At 69.0% G+C, this 19538-nt stretch carries 17 protein-coding genes and 2 pseudogenes; 2 read left to right on the top strand and 17 right to left on the bottom strand.

What is annotated here, in order from left to right; translation table 11 throughout:
- Nucleotides 1–6: 6 nt before the first annotated feature.
- The 5 genes from QM714_RS08070 to QM714_RS08090 form a co-directional block, all read right to left on the bottom strand.
- A complete protein-coding gene (locus tag QM714_RS08070) occupies nucleotides 7–774 on the bottom strand; it encodes an amino acid ABC transporter ATP-binding protein (protein WP_415099290.1) in 768 nt (255 codons plus the stop codon).
- Nucleotides 771–1730 (bottom strand): amino acid ABC transporter permease, encoded by a 960-nt coding sequence (locus QM714_RS08075; protein ID WP_415099292.1) that lies wholly within the window; start codon nucleotides 1728–1730, stop codon nucleotides 771–773. The genes QM714_RS08070 and QM714_RS08075 overlap by 4 nt, the downstream gene beginning before the upstream one ends.
- A gap of 2 nt (nucleotides 1731–1732) precedes the next feature.
- Nucleotides 1733–2638, bottom strand: a complete 906-nt coding sequence (locus QM714_RS08080; protein ID WP_415099294.1) for an ABC transporter substrate-binding protein — start codon at nucleotides 2636–2638, stop codon at nucleotides 1733–1735.
- 98 nt (nucleotides 2639–2736) lie between these two features.
- The gene (locus QM714_RS08085; protein ID WP_415099296.1) at nucleotides 2737–3801 is read right to left on the bottom strand and encodes a helix-turn-helix transcriptional regulator; all 1065 of its coding nucleotides are present in this window, start codon (nucleotides 3799–3801) and stop codon (nucleotides 2737–2739) included.
- On the bottom strand, nucleotides 3801–4715 hold the full coding sequence (locus QM714_RS08090; RefSeq protein ID WP_415099298.1) for a WYL domain-containing protein: 915 nt from the start codon (nucleotides 4713–4715) through the stop codon (nucleotides 3801–3803). The genes QM714_RS08085 and QM714_RS08090 overlap by 1 nt, the downstream gene beginning before the upstream one ends.
- Before the next feature lie 178 nt (nucleotides 4716–4893).
- On the opposite strand from QM714_RS08090, the gene pta reads away from it, so the two are divergent.
- Nucleotides 4894–6984, top strand: a complete 2091-nt coding sequence (gene pta / locus QM714_RS08095; protein ID WP_415099300.1) for a phosphate acetyltransferase — start codon at nucleotides 4894–4896, stop codon at nucleotides 6982–6984.
- Nucleotides 6981–8180, top strand: coding sequence for an acetate/propionate family kinase (locus QM714_RS08100; RefSeq protein WP_415099302.1), 1200 nt, complete (start codon nucleotides 6981–6983; stop codon nucleotides 8178–8180). Before pta ends, QM714_RS08100 begins: the two co-directional genes overlap by 4 nt.
- Before the next feature lie 8 nt (nucleotides 8181–8188).
- Here QM714_RS08100 and QM714_RS08105 read toward each other — a convergent pair whose 3' ends face one another.
- The 12 genes and pseudogenes from QM714_RS08105 to QM714_RS08160 form a co-directional block, all read right to left on the bottom strand.
- Entirely contained in the window at nucleotides 8189–9037 is an 849-nt protein-coding gene (locus QM714_RS08105) for an ABC transporter ATP-binding protein (RefSeq protein WP_415099304.1), read from the bottom strand.
- A complete protein-coding gene (locus QM714_RS08110; RefSeq protein WP_415099306.1) occupies nucleotides 9030–10064 on the bottom strand; it encodes an ABC transporter ATP-binding protein in 1035 nt (344 codons plus the stop codon). The genes QM714_RS08105 and QM714_RS08110 overlap by 8 nt, the downstream gene beginning before the upstream one ends.
- Nucleotides 10061–10930, bottom strand: coding sequence for an ABC transporter permease (locus tag QM714_RS08115; RefSeq protein WP_415099308.1), 870 nt, complete (start codon nucleotides 10928–10930; stop codon nucleotides 10061–10063). The genes QM714_RS08110 and QM714_RS08115 overlap by 4 nt, the downstream gene beginning before the upstream one ends.
- Nucleotides 10927–11871, bottom strand: coding sequence for an ABC transporter permease (locus QM714_RS08120; protein ID WP_415099310.1), 945 nt, complete (start codon nucleotides 11869–11871; stop codon nucleotides 10927–10929). The genes QM714_RS08115 and QM714_RS08120 overlap by 4 nt, the downstream gene beginning before the upstream one ends.
- A 16-nt stretch (nucleotides 11872–11887) precedes the next feature.
- Nucleotides 11888–13531: an ABC transporter substrate-binding protein gene (locus QM714_RS08125; RefSeq protein WP_415099312.1), complete on the bottom strand. Its 1644-nt coding sequence runs from the start codon at nucleotides 13529–13531 to the stop codon at nucleotides 11888–11890.
- A 101-nt stretch (nucleotides 13532–13632) separates the two neighbouring features.
- Nucleotides 13633–15249, bottom strand: coding sequence for an amidohydrolase (locus tag QM714_RS08130; protein WP_415099314.1), 1617 nt, complete (start codon nucleotides 15247–15249; stop codon nucleotides 13633–13635).
- 177 nt (nucleotides 15250–15426) lie between these two features.
- The gene (locus QM714_RS08135; RefSeq protein ID WP_415099316.1) at nucleotides 15427–16101 is read right to left on the bottom strand and encodes a TetR/AcrR family transcriptional regulator; all 675 of its coding nucleotides are present in this window, start codon (nucleotides 16099–16101) and stop codon (nucleotides 15427–15429) included.
- A gap of 63 nt (nucleotides 16102–16164) precedes the next feature.
- Nucleotides 16165–16470 carry a hypothetical protein gene (locus tag QM714_RS08140; RefSeq protein WP_415099318.1) on the bottom strand — a complete coding sequence of 102 codons (306 nt, stop codon included), beginning with the start codon at nucleotides 16468–16470 and terminating at the stop codon, nucleotides 16165–16167.
- Nucleotides 16471–16597: 127 nt separating this feature from the next.
- Nucleotides 16598–17257 (bottom strand): annotated as a pseudogene (locus QM714_RS08145) (C45 family autoproteolytic acyltransferase/hydolase); the annotation flags it as partial.
- A complete protein-coding gene (locus tag QM714_RS08150; protein ID WP_415099320.1) occupies nucleotides 17254–17592 on the bottom strand; it encodes a 2Fe-2S iron-sulfur cluster-binding protein in 339 nt (112 codons plus the stop codon). The pseudogene QM714_RS08145 and the gene QM714_RS08150, both read right to left, overlap by 4 nt.
- 142 nt (nucleotides 17593–17734) lie before the next feature.
- A pseudogene (locus QM714_RS08155) lies at nucleotides 17735–18643 on the bottom strand (FAD-binding oxidoreductase); the annotation flags it as partial.
- Entirely contained in the window at nucleotides 18640–19380 is a 741-nt protein-coding gene (locus QM714_RS08160; protein WP_415099322.1) for an MOSC domain-containing protein, read from the bottom strand. The pseudogene QM714_RS08155 and the gene QM714_RS08160, both read right to left, overlap by 4 nt.
- Nucleotides 19381–19538: the final 158 nt, after the last annotated feature.

Here is a 19538-nt window from a genome sequence, read left to right on the forward strand (position 1 = left end):
CCGGGGTCAGAGCACCTTGGAGAGGAACGCCTTGGTGCGGTCGTGCTGCGGGTTGGCGATCATCTCCCGGGGCTCACCCTCCTCGACGATGAGGCCGTCGTCCATGAAGATGAGCCGGTCGGCAACCTCGCGCGCGAAGCCCATCTCATGGGTGACCACGATCATCGTCATGCCACTCTCGGCGAGCTGCTTCATCACCTCGAGCACCTCACCGACCAATTCCGGGTCCAGGGCCGAGGTCGGCTCGTCGAAGAGCATCAGCTTGGGCTCCATCGCCAGTGACCGGGCGATCGCCACCCGCTGCTGCTGACCACCCGACAGCGAGCCCGGGTAGGCCTTCGCCTTCTCGGCCAGACCGACCCGGGCCAGGAGCTCGGTCGCCCGGGCCTCGGCCTCGGCCTTCGGCACCCGCTTGACTCGCCGGGGGGACTCGGTGATGTTCTCCATCACGGTGAGGTGCGGGAAGAGGTTGAAGCGCTGGAACACCATGCCGATGTCTCGACGTTGGGCCGACGCCTCCCGCGGCTTGAGCTCGTAGACCTTGTCCCCGTGCTGGCGGTAGCCGATCAGTGAGCCATCGACGAACAGGCGGCCACCGTCGATCTTCTCCAGGTGATTGATGCAGCGCAGGAACGTCGACTTGCCCGAGCCGGACGGGCCGATGATGCAGAGCACCTGCCCCTTCTCGACGGTGGCACTGCAACCCTTGAGCACGGTGTGGGAGCCGAACTTCTTGACCACCCGCTCGGCGTTGACCATGGGCGTGATCGTCATGCCGGCCCTCCCTGGTGGTTCGGCGCGATGATCGGGTTGGGTTCACCCTGGACGCCGCCGAGTTCCACGTGTCGGGTCCCGCGTGCGTAGTGCCGCTCGAGGAAGTACTGCCCGATCATCAGGATCGAGGTGAAGAAGACGTACCAGATCGAGGCCACGATCAGCATCGACACCGGGGCGAAGTTCTCACCGGAGATGTCCCGGGTGCGGGTGTAGAGATCCATCGAGTAGGGCACCGCAGTCACCAGGGAGGTGGTCTTCAGCATCGAGATCACCTCGTTGCCCGTCGGCGGGATGATGACCCGCATCGCCTGGGGCAGGATGATCCGTCGCATGGTCTGCCACCAGGACAGACCCAGGGCGGTCGCCGCCTCCTCCTGGCCCGGGTCGACCGAGAGCAGTCCGGCGCGGACGATCTCGGCCATGTAGGCAGCCTCGTTGAGGGCGAGACCGATGACCGCCCACCAATAAAGGCTGATCGCGCTCTGCGGTGAGATGTCGAACCCGATGTGAGTAAGCGGGATGCCGAGGAAGATGCTCTGGTAGATGGTCGGGAAGAGCCCCCAGAACACCAACTGCACGTAGACCGGTGTCCCTCTGAAGATCCAGAGGTAACCCCACGCCACCGACTTCAGCACCGGGTTGGGCGAGAGCCGCATGATGGCCAGCGCGACGGCCAGCAGGATCGCGAAGAACATCGAGAGCGCCGTCAGCGACAGGGTGATCATCGCGGCCCGGGAGATCCGGCGGTCGAAGACGTACTTCCCGACGATGTCCCACTGATAGGCCGGGCGGTTGGTCGCTGCGTCGTAGAGGAAGATGGCCACGGCGGCCAGGACGAGGATGGCGCACAGGAGCCGCACCGGGTGCCGCAGCGGAATCGCCTTGATGACGTCCTCGTCATCCGGGGTCGACCCCGGGGGCTGAACCCCCGGGGTCGTCGCCGAGGAGTTCATGGCTACCGCTCGGCCCCGTTGATCTTGAACTCGGACAGTGCGCCGCTCTCGACGCCCCACTTCTTCAGGATCGCCTCGTAGGTGCCGTCGGCCTTGAGCGAGTCGAGCGCCGCCACCAGCGCCTCGTCAAGGGCAGTGTCACCCTTCGCGGTGGGCATGCCGTAGAGGAAGACGTCGTAGACGTCACCAGACAGCTCCAACTTGCCGTCGGACTGCTTGACGGCGTACTGGATCACCGGCGAGTCGGCAGAGACGGCCTGCGCGCGGCCGAGGGTGACGGCGGCCGTGGCGTCGTCTTGGGTGTCGAAGCCGAGCAGGGTGATCTTTTCCTTGCCCGCGTCGGTGCAGGCCTTGGACTTCGCCGGGCCGTCCTCGAGCTGTTGAGTGGTGCCGTTCTGCACGGCGAGGGTGATGCCGCAGGCGTCGTCCGGGTCCACCGTCTTGCCCTTCAAGGTGGCCCACTGGATGCCGGCGGTGTAGTAGTCGACCATGTCGACCTGCTTCTCCCGCTCCTTGGTGTCGAAGAAGGAGGACAGACCCATGTCGTACTTGCCGCCGGTGATGCCGGGGATGATGTTGTCGAACTTGGCGACGGTGTACTCCGTCTTCACGCCGAGCTTGGCCGCCATCGCGTCCATCAACTCGACCTCCCAGCCGACCGGCTGCCCCTGCGCGTCCTTCGACTCGTTGGGTGGATAGGTCGGGTCGATCCCGATCGCGATCACGCCCTTGTCGGCGATCTCCGACGGCAGCTTGGCGGCGGCGTCGGCGTCCTTGGACACCTCCACGCTCTCGCTGCTCTTCGCGGGTGAGGACGTCTCGTTGTTGGCACATCCGGCCAGCGACAACGCGGCGACAGCCACGATGGCGAAAGGCGACAGGACCGACCGCAGCGACGGCTTGCGCATGTGGATCTCTTCTCCTTCTGGGGTGCTCCCGCGACCATCCGGCCACGGTTCGGCGTGATGTTACTCCTCGAGGGTCGGCTCAGCCTCTGAGCCTCGACCTAGTCGTGTATCGCTTTGGTATCGATCGTCTCGACAGCAGAGAGATCCCGAGCGCCGGGCGCTCGATGATGGGCCAACAACGTCGCGGCGACTTCGGGACCCGCGGCGACCAACCGGGCCGGGTCGAGCACCCGCGCCCGGGGTCCGGAGACGAGCAGCAGCCGGCCGATCCGCTCCCGCACCGGTGGCAACAGGTCCAGGTCGAGCACGACGCTGTGTTCGTCGTCGTCGATCACCTCGACCCGCTCGGCGTACACATCCGCGGCCCAGCGCGCCGTGTGGGGCACCTCGACCCGCACGGTGGTGGTCGCCCGTTGCTCCTTGAGGAGACGGTCCAGATCGGCGGGCGGGTCGAAGGTCCGGTCGGTCAGCTCGGCGGAGCGCACATGGGAGAGCAGGAAGGTGCGCAGCCCGGTCTCCTCGTCGGGCGGGCCGGCATCGACCTCCCAGCCGCGCCGGGTCTGCACCAGCAGGTAGGGGTCGATGTCTCGCTCGGTCACCCCCGGCTGCCAGGCCCGTGAGTAGTAGATCCGCACCCGGCGGTGTTCCCTGACAGCCTGTTGCAGGACCGCCAACGGCTCGACATCCGGCGTGGTCTGGTCAGGCGATCCATCGACGGCGCCGAGGTCGGCTGCGCCCGCACTGCCTCCGAAGAGCGTCTCGGCGATCACGTCGACCGCGCCGGCCAGGTCGTCGTTCATGGGCTCGATCTCCAGCAGGGCCTGGGCGGCGGCGTAGATCAGGGCGAGCTCGGAGGCGTCGACATGCTCGACGCCGAGCTCCTCGGTGGGTCGCTCGTCGACCAGGCGAAGAACATCGGCCGTCGCTGGATCCTCCTCCTCGCCATCCGAGCCGAGGAACTCGAAGGATGCCGGGCCGGAAAGACCGAGCAGGACGCCGACGTCGGCGGCGAAGAAGGCGAGCAGGTCCTCTCGCAGCTCGTCAGGCGGGAGGCCGAGCGTGTCGGCGACGGAGGCGAGCGGGAGTCCGTCCGGGTGCGCGGCGAGCACCTCGAAGACCTCCGGCAGCCGAGCGATGCGCTGGACGTACTTGGCTGGTGGCATCACTCACCTGCCATCTCGGCGAGCTCGTCGAGCAACTCGCGGCGGACGTCCTCGGGTCCGACCAGCTCCACCCGTGGGCCAAGCTCACACAGCCGGTGGCGCAGCGCGGCGCGATGGGTCACCCGATAGACCATCTCCACGACGCCGTCGGTCGCGGTCTCCGAGTGCGGGGGGCCGAGCGAGCGGCGTACGTCGGGTGCGAACTCGTCGGACGCCCGCAGCGTCACCTCGGTGGGCTCGTCGATCTCCCACGTCATCGGGTGCAGGCCGGTGTGACGTGTCGTCGGCGTGGGAGTCGCGGTGCCGGGTGGGTCGGAGCGGACGTCTTGCATCCGACTCACCACGAACCACTTTGCTAGGTCGGAGCCGTCCTCGTGGCCCAGGAGATACCAGGTGCCGTGCTGCGTGCGCACCGAGTCGGGATGCACCACGCGGTCGACGCCGGAGTAGCGATAGCGCAGGATGCACCGCAGGCGTACGGCGCGCATCACCGCCGCGAGCGCCGGATCGGCAGGCCCGGTCGGCACCGCTGCCGAGAGGTCGGCGGGCCGCTCGCTGTCGGGAAGCCCGAGTCGCTCGACCAGGCCGTCGCGGTCGGCGAGCAGCACGGCACGACGTAGGGCGGTCTGCTGGGCAGGGGTGAGCCGGAGTCGCAGGCGGTTGTCGACGGTGGTCATCCGGTAGCGGCCCAACTCGCCGCTGCCGCCGATGTTGTCGATCTGCCAGCCGAGCGTGCGCATCTGCCGGAACTCGCGGGCGAGTTGGCTGGCACCGTCCTTGCGACCCTCGAAGCCGGCGACCGTCAGCAACGTCGGTGTCTCGACGCCGACCTTGCCTGCGTGGTGCAACACCCTGGCCAGCCGCACCAGTCGCTCCATCGGCTCGCGCTGGTCGCGCCCCGCTGACTTGGCCACCGTCGTCCCTCCACCCGCTGGTCGTCGGTCCGCTCCGAGCCCGGACCACCCGCCTCAGTCTGCCCGACCAGGCGCCGCGGCCTCGACAGGCTCGGCCGACGGCACGGGCTCGACCAATCGGCGTCGAGCGCCATGGACGCACGCCCTCGACTCCGACGGACATCGCTACGCTCCGAACATGGGTCGCAGCGTCTATGTCGCCTCGTTGGAGGGCAACACCGGCAAGTCGGCAGTGGCGCTGGGCGTCCTCAATGCCCTGTCTCGTCGGGTCGAGCGGGTCGGTGTCTTCCGCCCGGTGATCCGCACCGAACCCAGTCACCCGGAACATCACGATGCGGTGCTGGATCTGCTGGTCGCCCAGGACGCTGTACACCTCGACTACGACTCGTGTGTCGGGGTGACCTACGACCAGGCCCACGCCGATCCGGCTGCGGCGCTCGACCTGGTGGTCGAGCGCTACCACCGCGTTGCCGATGCCAGCGACGCGGTCGTCGTGGTGGGCAGCGACTACACCGATGTGGGGACGCCGACGGAGTTCTCCTACAACGCCCGGATCGCGGCGAACCTGGGTGCGCCGGTGCTGCTGGTGCTCAATGGTCGCGGCCGGACGCCGGCCGAGCTCAACGCGATGGCCGATCTCGCCGCCACCGAGCTCAGTGCCAGCCACGGCAGCCTGTTCGCGGTGATCGCCAACCGGGTGCAGCCGGACGACCTTGATGAGACGAGGGCGACGCTCGCGGGCAAGGACGTGCTGGCGGCCGTTCTGCCCGAGGAGCCGATCTTGTCGGCGCCGTCGGTCGAGGACCTGGTGGCGGCCTGCGACGGCTGGCTGGTGCGCGGCGAGGATGCTCTGCTCACCCGTGAGGCCACCGGTGTGATCGTGGCCGCGATGACGATGCCCCACGTGCTGGACCGGCTCTTCGACGGCGCCGTGGTGATCGTGCCCGGCGACCGTCCGGAGGTCGTGCTCGGTGTGCTGATGGCGCACCACTCGACGAGCTTCCCGCAGGTCTCCGGCATCGTGCTCAACGGCGGCTTCGCTCTTCCCGATCAGGTGAGTCGGCTGCTCGAGGGCACCGGCGCCCGACTGCCGATGATCGCCACCGAGCACGGGACTCACGAGACGGCCGCCCGACTCTCCTCGGTCCGTGGACGGTTGGATCCCGATTCGCCCCGCAAGGTGGGTGTTGCCCTGAACCTCTTCGAGGAGCACGTCGACACCGACACCCTCCTGGACCGGCTCGAGGTGGCGCCCACCAGCGCCGTCACTCCCCTGATGTTCGAACACCAGCTGCTCGACACGGCCAGGAGTGGCCGCCGGCACATCGTGCTGCCCGAGGGTGAGGAGGAGCGCATCCTCCAGGCAGCCGACCTGCTGCTGCGGCGCGGGGTGGCCGACCTGACCCTGCTCGGCGACCCGGTGACGATCACCAACCGGGCCGCGGGGATCGGCGCAGACATCACGGCAGCAACGCTGCTCGACCCGCGCGAGAGCGATCTGAAGGAGCGCTTCGCGGAGGAGTATCACCAACGTCGCCAGCACAAGGGCGTCGACCTCGAGGAGGCGCGCAGCACCGTCTTGGACGTGTCCTACTTCGGCACCATGATGGTCGAGCTCGGGCTGGCCGACGGCATGGTCTCCGGCGCCGTGCACACCACCGCCCACACGATCCGACCGGCCCTCGAGCTGGTGAAGACCGTGCCGGGCGTCTCCGTCGTGTCGTCGGTCTTCTTCATGTGCTTGGACCACCAGGTGTTGGTCTACGGCGACTGTGCGGTCAACCCGGAGCCGACCGCGGAACAGCTCGCCGACATCGCGATCTCCTCGGCCGGCACCGCCGCCGCGTTCGGGGTCGAGCCGCGGGTGGCGATGCTGTCCTACTCGACAGGCAGCTCCGGCAGCGGCGCCGAGGTCGAGAAGGTGTCGGCAGCGACCGCTCTGGTCAAGCAGAAGGCGCCCGACCTGCTGGTCGAGGGCCCGATCCAGTACGACGCCGCGATCGACGCCGCCGTCGCCCGGACCAAGCTCCCGGACTCGCAGGTGGCCGGTCGGGCGACCGTGTTCGTCTTCCCAGATCTCAACACCGGCAACAACACCTACAAGGCCGTGCAGCGCTCGGCCGGCGCGGTCGCGATCGGGCCGGTGCTGCAAGGGCTGCGCAAGCCGGTCAACGACCTGTCCCGGGGAGCCACCGTGCGCGACATCGTCAACACCGTCGCGATCACCGCGATCCAGGCCCAAGCCCCGACCGAGGCCCAGCAGCAATGACCGCCCACGTGCTGGTGGTCAACGCCGGCTCCTCGTCGCTGAAGTACAGCCTCGTCGATGCCGACACCGGCGTCGCCCTGGCGACCGGGCTCGTCGAGCGGATCGGTGAGGAGTCGGGCGGCAGCCACACCCACACCGGCCCCGATGGCACGAAGCACCGAGAGGATCGGCAGTGTCGCAGCCACGAGGAGGCGCTGCGCACCGCGGTCGATGCCTTCGGCCGGATCGGGCCCTCCCTCACCGAGACCCCGATCACCGCCGTCGGCCATCGGGTGGTCCACGGCGGCGCACGCTTCGCCGATCCGGTCGTCGTCGACGACCAGGTGCTGGCAGCGGTGGCCGACCTGGTGCCGCTCGCCCCGCTGCACAACCCGGCGAACCTGGAGGGGCTGACCGTCGCACGCCGGCTCTTCCCCGACCTGCCCCACGTGGCGGTGTTCGACACCGCGTTCCACCAGACCATCCCACCCCGGGCCTACACCTACGCCGTCCCGCTCGCCTGGCGCGACGAGCACCGCATCCGCCGCTACGGCTTCCACGGCACCTCTCATCAGTTCGTCTCGGGCGAGGCCGCCCGGATGCTGGGCCGCGATCCGGCCGAGGTCAACGTGATCGTGCTGCACCTCGGCAACGGCGCGTCGGCGACCGCCGTACGTGCTGGCGAGTCGGTCGACACGTCGATGGGGCTGACCCCGCTGGAGGGGCTGGTGATGGGCACCCGCTCCGGTGACATCGACCCGGCCCTCCATGCCCACCTCGCTCGGCAGTTCGGCTGGACACTCGAGCAGATCGACACCGCACTCAACCGCGACTCGGGTCTGAAGGGGATCGCTGGCCAGAACGACTTCCGTGAGGTGGTGCGGCTGCGGGCGGAGGGCGATCCCGCGGCGGAGCTGGCCTTCGACGTCTACGCCTACCGCATCCGCAAGTACGTCGGCGCCTACTACGCCGTGCTCGGCTCCGTGGATGCCATCGTCTTCACCGCAGGTGTCGGCGAGCACAATCCCGACCTGCGGGAGGCCGCACTGGCCGGCCTCGACCGTCTCGGCATCCGGCTGGACCTGGAGCGCAACCGGGGTGAGGTCGACGGTCCCACCCTCGTCTCGCCCGCCGGCGCCGACGTCGCCGTGCTCGTCATCCCCACCAACGAGGAGTGGGAGATCGCCCGCCAGACCCTCACCGCCCTCGGCCGCTAACCGCGGCGTCAGTCGGTGGCGAGGCTGGCGGCCTCGCGGACCTGGTCGATGCTCCACCCAGGACCGGGGACGCTGGCCCGGAGTCGCTTGGTGTAGGCCTCCTGCGGATCGTCCAGCACGCTCGTCGTGGTGCCGGACTCGACGATGCGGCCGTTCCGCATCACCACCACTTCCTCGGTGAGTTGGCGGACGACGGCCAGGTCGTGGCTGATCAGCACGAAGGAGACACCGACGTCGTCGCGCACGTCAGCCAGGAGGTTGAGGATCTGAGCCTGGATCGAGACGTCCAGCGCGGCTACCGACTCGTCGAGGATGATCACCTCGGGCTGGGCGGCGAGCGCTCGGGCGATGGCGGCGCGCTGGCGTTGCCCTCCAGAGAGCGCTCGCGGCAGCGCCTGTCCCTGCCGCTCGTCGAGCCCGACCAGGTCGACCAACTCGACCACCCGAGCTCGTCGATCGGCCTGCGACATCTCGTGGTGCAGTCGGAGCACCTCGTCCAGCATTGCGGCGATCGGCTGGCGCGGGTCGAGGCTGGAGTAGGGATCCTGGAAGACGATCTGCACCTCGCGCCCACGGCGCCGACGCTCCGCCCCGCCTCGCGCGGGCTTGGAGCGATCGTGGCCAGCGGCGTAGATCTCGCCGGAGGTGGGTCGCTCCAGCCCGACGATCATCTTCGCGACGGTGGTCTTGCCCGATCCCGACTCACCCACGATGCCGAGCGAGCCTCCGCGCGGCACCGTGAAGCTCACGTCGTCGACGGCGGTCACCTCACCGAAGTCCTTGCGCAGGTTGCGCACGGCGAGTACGGCGTCGCTGGGCGCACCGCTCGACGGGGTGGTGTGCGAGGGCTCAGTCATGGCTCACCCCCAGTCGTCCACGCAGATCGTCGGCGCGCACACATCGAGTGAGGCCGCCGTCGATCGCAACCAGGTCGGGGTGGCTGCTGTCGCAGACCTCCTCGTGATGCTGGCAGCGGGCCGCGAAGGCGCAGGCGTCGAGTGGCGCCTCGAGCGCGGACAGCGGTCGGCCGGCGATGGCCTGCAGTCGATGCGCCGACTCGCTGATATCCGGTCGAGCGGCTCCCAGCGCCGAGGTGTAGGGATGCAGCGGATCGGTGTGCAGCAGCGATGACTGGCGGACCTCGACGATCTCCCCGGCATACATCACCGCAGTCCGGTTGCAGACCGCGGAGGCCAGATCCAGGTCGTGGGTGATGAACAGCACCGCGAGCTGGAAGTCGCGGCGCAGGTCGTCGAGGATCGCCATGATCTCGGCCTGGGTCGTCACATCCAGCGCGGTAGTAGGCTCATCGGCCAGCAGCAGCCGCGGCTCGGTGAGCAGAGCACTGGCGATCATCACCCGCTGGAGCAGTCCGCCCGAGAGCTCGTGGGGATACTGATCCAGCCGGCGCGCACCGTCGGGGATGCCGACCCGAGCCAGCATCTCCACCGCTCGCTCCGCCGCGGCCTTCGGCTTCACCCCGAGGTTGGTGCGCAGCACCTCGGTCATGAAGTCACCGACCCGGCGCACCGGGTTGATGTGCGCGCGTGGATCCTGGAAGACCATCGCGACCTCGCCGCGATACTTCTTCAGCGCCGCGCCGGACAGGTCGGCCACCGTCTGGCCGTCGAAACGGATCGTGCCCTCCAGTCGAGCGCGCGGCGGGAGGATCCGGTCGATCGCGCGCACCGTCATCGACTTGCCCGAGCCCGACTCACCGACCAGGCCGAGCGCCTCACCAGCGGCCAGGGTGAAGGAGACCCCTCGCAGGATGGGCCGATACTCGCCGTCCACGGGCAACTGGAGCGCCAGTGAGTCCACCTCGAGCAGTGGTGACCCCGCGCCGGCGGGCTGTGGCTGGGTCTCGATCGTCGTCGCGGTCATCGTCCACTCGCATTCGATCGCTCGAGCAGTCGCTCGCCGAGCAGGTTCATCGCCACCACGACCGCCACGATGCAGGCACCCGCAGTGAGCGCGGGCATCGGGTAGTGCTGCAGGATGCCGGACTGGTTCTCGGAGATCATCACGCCCCAGTCGGGGTTCGGCGGCTGGACGCCGAGCCCCAGATAGGAGATGACGGCGAGGTCGAGGACGGCGTACCCGAACAGGATGGTGGCCTGGGCGACCATCAGCGGCATCACGTTCGGCAGCAGGTGTCGGATGCAGATCGAGGTCGCTCCACTGCCCTGCACCTCGAGCGCCGCGATGTAGGGCTGGTTGCGCTCGCGCAGCATGGCGCCGCGCAGCACGCGAGCGACGTACGGCGTGTAGGCCACCGACAGTGCGGCCACCGCGGCCCACAGGCCGGGGCTGAAGACGACCGCGGACAGTGCCGCCAACAAGATGGCCGGGAAGGCGAACAGGATGTCCAGGCCGGAGGAGATCGCCGAATCGGTGAAGCCCCGTCGCCAGGCGGAGGTCACCGCCAGGGACGAGCCGAGGACCATGCAGACCACGACCACCAGGAGCGGCCCGAGCATGGAGGATCGGGCGCCAGCGAGCAGACGCGACAGCACGTCGCGACCCTGGACGTCCTGACCCAGCAAGTGGTCGGCGCTGGGAGCGAGCCACGCCTGAGACAGGTTGGCGATGGTGGGGTCGTGTGGTGCGATCCAGGGGCCGATCACCGCGACCAGAGAAGCGATCGCGACGATGGTCGCCGCAATGGCGCCCGAGACTCCGAGCCTCGATCGCAGTCCCCGTCGGCGCGGCCTCTCCTGGGTCGCCGTCGTGGTCACCATCGCGGTCATGACGCACGCTGCCCAAGGGTGACACGGGGATCGAGCACCGCGTAGAGGATGTCGACCACGACGTTGACCACGACGAAGGCGATCACCAGCAACAGCGAGATCCCCTGGACGACAGCGAGGTCCTTCGACGCGGCGGCTCTGACCAGCCACTGCCCCAACCCGTTGAGGCCGAAGGCCTGCTCGACGACCGCCGACCCGGCGATCAGCGAGGCGATGGTGATGCCGGTGACGGTGGTGATCGGGATGGACGCGTTGCGCAACACGTGCCGGGTGATCACGAAGTGTCGTGGGATGCCACGGGAGACGGCGGTCTGCACGTGCTCCTTTCCGGCCTCCTCCCGGATCGCCGCCCGGGTCACCCGGGCCACGATCGCTATCGCCGAGATCGCCAGCGAGATGGCGGGCAGAGTCAACGCTCGCAGGTTGCCGAAGAAGCCCTCCCCTGTGCCCATCGTCGGGAACCAACCCAGCGTCACCGCGAAGACCAGCGCCAGCACGATCGCCGCCACGAAGGCCGGGATCGCCGCGCAGAACGACGACACCACCAGGATCGAGGTGTCCAGCCAGCCGGACTTGAGCCCCGCCACGATGCCCAACCCGACCCCGATCAGCACGATCAGGATCGAGGCGTAGAGCACCAGCGACATGGTGATCCACGCGCGTTGGGCGATCAGGGACGAGACGTCCTGCTTGAGCGTGATGGAGATCCCCAGGTCACCGTGCACGGCGCCGCTGAGCCAGTACCAGTACTGCTTGAAGAACGGCTGGTCCAGGTGGTAGCGCTGCTCGAGCGCCGCCTGCGCCTCCGGCGAGAGTGACCGACCACCGGAGAGGGCCGCCAGCGGGTTGCCGGGTGCGGCGTACATCGCGGCGAAGATCAAGAAGCTGGCCACCAGGAGGCTGGCCACCAGCATGGCCAGCCTCCGCAGCAGGAACCGCACGCGAGTCACCCCCGGCTCAGCTACCGCCGAGCTGGTTCGCCCAGGGGGCGAACATGTAGGCGAAGGACGAGACTGCTCCGCTGAACTCCTTGTTGAGGATCAGCACCGTGGTGGGCTGCACGTTGGGGATCCATGGGAGCTGCTCGGTGATCCGCTCCTCCACCTTGACCATGATCTCGGCTCGCTTGTCCGGATCCATCTCGCTGCGCGCCTGGTTCATCAGTTTGGTCGTCTCCGCGTCGCTGTAGCCGGAGAAGTTCTGCGATCCGTCCGGCAGCACGATGGTGGCGAGCAGGGCGGCCGGGTCGGCATAGTCACCGTAGTTGACGGTGAGGAAGCCGTCGACGCTGGCGCGAGCCTTGGGGTCGATGAAGAAGTTGATGTAGTTGTTGGCCGACACCGACTTCAGCTTGACGTCGAGTCCGATCGCCTTGCCCGCGGTCTGATACTCGCTGGCCACTGCGGAGATGTTGGCGAGCTCACTCGACATGCCGATGGTGACCGTCTTGCCCTCGGCGCCGGCCTCCTTGACCAGCTCCTTGGCCTTGTCGATGTCCTGCGACATCGGGTCGGTCGCGTCGTAGGCATCCTGGAAGGTGGAGACGCCGTAGCCGAAGGTGCCGGGGTTGGAGAACCAGCGCGGCATCAACGCAGCGCCCTTGTAGACCGTGTCGATGATGCCCTGTCGGTCGATGGCCATCGAGAGCGCCTGGCGGACCTTCAGATCGCCGAGCGCACCGTCGAGGTTGCTGATCACGAAGGCATCGGTCGAGTAGCCGGGGCCCTGGACGACGTTGACCTTGTCGGAGTCCTCGAGCTGCTTGAGCGTCGAGAGTGCGAACACGTAGGAGCCCTGGATCTCACCAGTCGTCAAGGAGTTGGTGAACGCCGCCTCGTCGGGGGCGCCCTTCAAGACGATCTCGCTCGTCTTCGGAGCACCAGTGCTGCCCCAGTAGTCCGTGTTGGCCTCGGCGACCACGCCGGTGGCGGGCTCCCAGGACTTCAGCTTGTAGGCACCGGTGCACATGATGGAGCCATCCGGGGTGCCGTACTTGGCTCCCTGGGCCTCGGTGAAGCTCTTCTCCAAGATGATGCCGGGGAACGACGCCAGCTCGCCCTGCAGCCAGGCGTCCGGCTCCTTCAGCTTCACCGTCACCTGCTCGTCGCCGGTTGCCTCGATCGAGTCGACGCGGCTGAAGGTGGCGCCGTAGAAGCCACCGAGGTTCGGATCGGTCTGCCGCTTGAGGCTGAAGACCACGTCCTCCGCGGTCACCTTGTTGCCGTCCCAGAACGTCGCTGCCGGGTCGATGTCGAACACCAAGGTGGAGTCGTCGGGCTGGCTCATCTTGGCAAGGCCGTCGGCGATCTGACCGTCGGGCTGCATGCGCAGCAACGACTCGCACATGAGCGAGACGGCCGTGTTGTCCGGGTAGTCGAAGGCGTAGATCGGGTCAAGGGTCTGCACGTCGCGGTAGACCGTCCAGGTGATCGGTCCCGCTTCGGAGGTGCCGGCGGGAGTGATCGTGGTCAGCTTGGTGTCCTCGCTGACGTTGTTGTTCTGGTTGTCATCTTCGTCGGCGGAGCGACCGCATCCGGCGATGAACAAGAGAGCGACCGTAGCGACGGCGGTCAGGACACGGGTGCGGCCAACTCGGGACATGGGCCTCTCCTTCGCCGGTCTTGCCGGCTCTGTGTGGTGCGATGGTTGGAACAGTAGTCGTGAATGGATTGCTCAGGTGTGGCTGCTCGGATGGCGTCTGGTCATGCCGGGTCGACCTCCGGGGCGCGGTGGACGATCCGACCCGCCTGCACGGTGAGCAGCACAGGGAGGTCGGGCACGTCGACCGGATTGCAGGTGGCGATGTCGTCGGCCCAGGCAACCACGTCAGCGCGGTAGCCGGGGCGCAGCATCCCGGCGACGTCGCCCTCTCCGACGGCGCGGGCAGCGTTGATTGTGTAGCCGGCGAGAGTCTCCTCCCCGGTCAGCGGCCGGGATGCGCCGACCGGCGCGGGGTCGTCCACGTCAGGCGAGCGCCGCAGTTGGGCGGCGAAGATGCCGAGCCGAGGGTCGTACGGCGCCACCGGCCAGTCCGACCCCAAGACGACCAGTGCACCGGCCGCGGAGAGATCACCCGAGGGCATCGCGTGCTGACACTGGTCGTGGTCGAGCCGCTGCGACCACGGATCGGAGAAGTCGGCGGCGATCCAGCGCATGTGGATCGGCTGCACCGAAGCGGTGATTCCCTCCGGCCGGAAGCGACCGACGATCTGGTCGGGCGCGGTCTCGATGTGCTCGATCCGGTGCCGTCCGGCGGCACCGTCGATCCGGCTGTAGACATCCAAGGTCTCGCGGACCGCGCGGTCCCCGATCGCGTGGGTGGCGATCCGCCGACCGGCGTCGTGGCAGCGACGCACCAGCACCTCCCAGTCGGGCAGGGAGGGCCAGTTGGGCTCGGTGCCGCCGCCGCGGTCGTCGGCATGCTCCAACCACGCGGTCCCCGTCTCGACGACACCGTCGAGCCAGAACTTGACGCCGTCGGAGCGCCACCGGCGACCGCTGCGCGGCGGTGTGGCGAGCAGCTCGTCGATGTAGTCGCTCTCCATGGTCGGGGTCAAGATGTTGTGGACCGCGACCGTCATGGTGAGCGCGTCCTCGGCCTCCAGCGCCTCGAACGCGTCGAGCGCGTCCGGGTCACCGTCCATCTGGTGGATCGCGGTGAGGCCGACGGCGTTCTGCCGCCGCAGCGCCTCGATCTGCAGAGCTCGGGTCTGCGCGGGGGTGCGCGGCGGGATCGCAGCGAGCACCACCTCCACCGCTGACCGCTCCCGCAGCTCCCCGGTCGGCTTGCCCTCGTCGTCGACCACGATGGAGGAGGAGTCCGGGAAGTCCCGGGCGCCGGTCACTCCGGCCAGCCGCAGCGCCTCCGCGTTCGCGAAGCCGGTGTGCAGGTCGAGCGCGAAGACGAACATCGGTCGCCCACCGGACACGTCGTCGAACATGGTGTGGTGGTAGGGGCGGCCACCGAACGTGGAGTACTCCAGCGCGTAGCCGTAGAGCCACGACCCGGGCCCGACCCGATCCCGCTCCGCCGCCACCAGGGTCCGAGCCCGGTCGAGGGTGCCGACCCGGTCGAAGTCGATGCCCTGCGCGATGGTCGCGCCCTCGAGCAGGTGCTGGTGCCCGTCGGTCAGGCCCGGGGTCAGGTGCCACCCCCGGCCGTCGAGGATCTCGGTGGCGCCGTCGCAGACCTCACGGATCTCGGCATCGTCGCCGACGGCGACGATCGTGTCGCCGTCGAGGGCGACGGCGCTCGCGCGTGGACGCTGCGGATCCATGGTGCGGATGTCCGCACCGATGATGGCCAGGGTGGCGCTCATAGAGCCTCCGTCCAGAAACGAATGGTCTTCGTTATTGCCTCGCACGACCTTAGCGATATCTCCGGCCGAGGTGAAGGGGTGATCGGACCGGGACAGGTCTCGATCAGCACCTCGACCGGTGACACCTCTCGCGCGCGATATCGGGCAACCACGTCGAGCACGCTTCCGTAGCTGTCATCAGCCATCATCGGGCTCCTTGCGGGTGGTGGCAGTGGGTCGAGACGTTGTGGTGCGAGCGGAACGGCCGGTGTTCGCGGCTAGGTGACTGTCGAGCTCGGCAGCAAGCCCGTCGAGCAGGGCGGCGAGGCCGAGCTCGAAGGACAGCTCGCTCAATCGCAAGCCGGTCTCCTCGGCGTGGGTGTCTCGGGCTTGGACGGCGGCGGCAAACCGCGGCACCTCGGCAGCGTCGCGACCGGGCTGCCACTGGGCGGGTGCGGCCCAGGCATCCAGCGCGGACCCGAGCAGGAACGACTCGATGGCGACCAGCGCCGAGATGATCGTGTGCTGCGGCCAGCCTGCGCGCTCGAATCCGGCGACGACCTGCTCGTACATGTGCATCGTGCGCGCGGCCCCCATCACCGGCGAGATCGCGAACAGCGTGATCGCGTTGGGATGGGCGATGAAGGCGTTGCGATAGCTGTGCGCCCAGGCGCTGGTGGCCTCCCGCCAGGGCAGCTCGGTGAACATGGTGGCGCCGATGGCATCGGTGACCAGCTCCTGGACACCGGCGAGGATGTCGTCCTTCCCCGAGGTGTGGTTGTAGAACGACGACGGTCGCACCGACAGTCGCTGCGCCAGCGCATCGAGAGAGAAGCGGTCCGGGCCCACCTCGTCGAGGAGCTCGAAGAGCACCGGTGACGATCCGCTCCCGGTCGAGGACCGGGCTGCTCGGTCGACCGGCGCGACGCCGCGGTGTCACAGTCTGATCCAGGCGTCTTGCTCGGGTGCGCAGACGCCGCCGTCCCGGCAGACCAGTTCGCCACGATCCACGTCGAGCCCGACGACCAACAGGGTCTCCCACTGCTCGCCGAGAGGTGAATCGGGGACCGGGTGGCAGCACAGTGCGGCGCCGTCCTCGCGGTGGACGTGCAGCGCCTCGGCTCGCGCGGCCAGGGACCGGTCCTGCAGCGCCTCTTGGCGCCGGACCATCTCGTCGTGACGGAAGTTGGTGTCCGGGTCCACCGGCGTCAGCCGCTCCCCCTTGGCCAGCTCGGGGTCCAAGAAGTGGTTGGTGTGGAGCAGTTGACCGCCATCCTCGATGTGCTGGATCCCCAGTCCGGCCGGGGAGAAGCTCGAAGGTGGTCGCCCCCGAGCGCCGTGCGCCTGAGTCGTCGAAGGTCGTCGTGACGACGGTGATGGCCGTCGACGCGGACACCCGTGCCGAGCGCACGATGGCCTCCGCGGCGTCCAGATCGGCGGCCTCCTCGAGGATCCGCCGCGCCACCAGGTGGACCGGCACCCCCAGCTCCTCCCCGTCCTGCTCGTGCTGCAGCAGGTTGAAGTGGAGCCCGAGGCCTGCGTCGTTCACGCCGATCTTGCCGAGCACGCCGAACTCGGTGAACGTCGTCACCCGCCGCCCGGCGTCTGTGCGCAGCTGCCAGAGCAGCTTCACGTTCCGCAGATGCGCATACCAGTCCCAGGTCTGCAGGGTCCGGGGCAGCTCGCCGATCGGCAGATAGACCGCCGTCGAGCACTCACCGACCGTCGCCGGTCGGTAGCGTGCCAAGATCTCGGTGCGGGCGTTCAGCGCCGCGCCCTGCCACGGCTCGAGGCCGGCGCCCTCGGCGATGCCGATGATCTCCTCGGCCAGACCCGGCGCCCACTCGCCCACGACGTCGAGCGTGCGTCGTCCGATCGTGCCGACCTCCTCGCGGGAGATACCACAGTCGTCGAACAGCCGGGAGTAGCCCTCCCAGCCGGCGGCGACGTCGGCGGCGAACCGCTCGCCGAGGGCGAGGCCCCGCTGCCGCCGGCCGGTCTCGGCGGACGCGTGGATGGTGATGGTCATGGCTGGGTCCTCACGCTCTCGGGTGAATGGTTGTTCGACGGAGTCAGCTCGGGGGCAGCGGCGTCGTGGCCGATCGCATGGGCGGCGAGGCAGGCGTAGACGCGGTCGTAGAGCCGCTCGCCTCCGGCGGGCTGCTGGACGACAGCGGCTGGGACCGATCCGGGCGCGACGTCGACCAGGCAGGTGCCGCAACTGCCAGACAGGCAGGAGAACGGGTGATCGATGCCTCCACGTCGCATCGCCACCAGCAAGGTTTCGCCGGGCAGCAGCTGCACGGTCCTGGTGCCACTGGGCAGGCGTACGACGAGTTCGCCGCCTGGTCGCGGCACCTCCACGTGGGCCAGTCGATCGGAGGTGAAGCTTCTCCCGCTGGACGCGGTCATCGAAGCCCAGATCGGCAAGGGCCTCGACCGCCAGGTCGGCCACCTCGTCCGGGCCGCAGACATAGACGGCCGGATCATCACCCAGCGCGTCGGCCAGGACCGCAAGCTCGGCGCGCAAGCGCGCCCGGTCGGGTCGCCCGTCTCCGGCGCGCGTCCACAGCCCCTGCCAAGTGAGAGTTGCCGGGAAGCGCGCGGCGAGCTCGGCCACCAGCTCCCCCAACACCACGTCCTCTACCCGTCGCTCGACGATCAGCAGGCCGACTTGTCGACCGGCCTCCAGCGCAGCCGCTGCAATGGCCAGGACCGGCGTGATGCCACTGCCTACGGCGACGAGCAGCACCTTTCCGGTGTCGACGCCGTCGGGAGCATCGCCCCGGCCCGGCCAGCACATCTCCCCCTCCGGTGGCCCCAGCTCCAGTAGGTCTCCGGGCGCTGTCGCGCACAGCGCAGGTGACGCGAGCCCGGCTGCGGTGGCTCGGACCGCGATCGCGAGCCGCCCCTCCTCGAGGGCCGACGGCGGCAGGCACACCGAGTAGTGCCGCTCGAGCTCCACGCCGGCGACGTCGACGATCACCGTGACGTGCTCACCTGCTCGCCATCGATAGGTCGACCGGAGCCCGGGCGGGACGTCGAAGGTGAGCATGGCCGCATCGCGACCGGTCGGCTGCACCGCGCTTACCCGCAGCAGGTGTGCGCGCCGTGCCGCCGCCACGCCCGATGCCTGCGGAGGCGTGGCGCGGGCCAGCGCACGCTCGGCCGCTCTGGCGAGAGCGGCAACACCGAGGTCGTCGGACAGGACCAGCCTCCGCAAGGTCCCGAGAGGGTCCTCGCACGTGGGTCGAGCTTCGTCCGTGTGCACGCCCTCGGCTGGCACCCGGTCCAGATAGTCAGTCAGGCGGGCCATGACGGGCCTCAGCGCGGTAGCTTGGTCGCTGTCGTCCCCGGTCAGGGAGGAGAGCGCGACGGCCAGCTCGGCAGCGTCCGTCCGATCGGTGCCACTCATGGCTCCACCCCAACCGGTGGCTCCACCCCGACCTCAAGCCGGCCACCCTGACGGACGGTCACATAGACCCCGAGGGCACCGTCGCGGCGCTCGGTGAGCAGGTCGAGCAGGGCGGCTCGGGGCACACCGGGCTGGGCCCGGTCGACCATCATGCAGCGGCCCGTCCGACCGACCACCCTGAGCACGACCTCGCCGACCATGAGCGTCGACCCAGCCGGCTGATCTTCGGCGAACGGCTCGGGGCCGAGATCCACGACGAGGTTCGGCCGAGTCCTGCGCACCGCCTCGGCAGGGGTGATGCCGGGCACCAGGTCACCGAGTGCTCGCAAGGTGGCCGTCGAGACCAGGTGCAGCACGTTGCCGGAGTCGCCGTAGCTCCGTGAGCCCAGGTCCACGCGGAAGCCGAAGTCGAAGGTCGTCTCCGGGCGCAGCGACGACGTGTCGCACATCGAGACGCGTCGCCCCAACCACGCGCTCAGCGTGGGTCCCGCCTGCGCGACCGGCATTGGGCTCGCCAACCCAGGGACCGACACCGACACGCCGTCGTCGTGGGTCGTCGCCCACGCATACAGGATCCGTGGGTCACGCTTCGCGGAGATGATCTCGCCGGTGGCGTCGTCACGGATCGCCCACGCCCGGTCACCCGGCAAGGGCTCCTCCGGCCGCACATCGGCGCCAGTCAGTCGCTCACCCCCGAGCGACTTCACCGGATAGCGCCACAACGCACACAGAGTCACCACTTCAGGCGCCCCTGGGCACCGGCTGATACGTCACTGACGGCCCGTCCTAAACGAACATGATTCGTTTTGAGCCACCCTAGGGCGAACCCACCCGCCTGTCGAGGCCCTGCGGCCCCCGTGGGTGCTCGGACCCGTCTGGTGCGCCGAACGGCTGC

Origin of the sequence: Nocardioides sp., assembly GCF_047602075.1 — a bacterium.
Taxonomy (GTDB): Bacteria; Actinomycetota; Actinomycetes; order Propionibacteriales; family Nocardioidaceae; genus Nocardioides.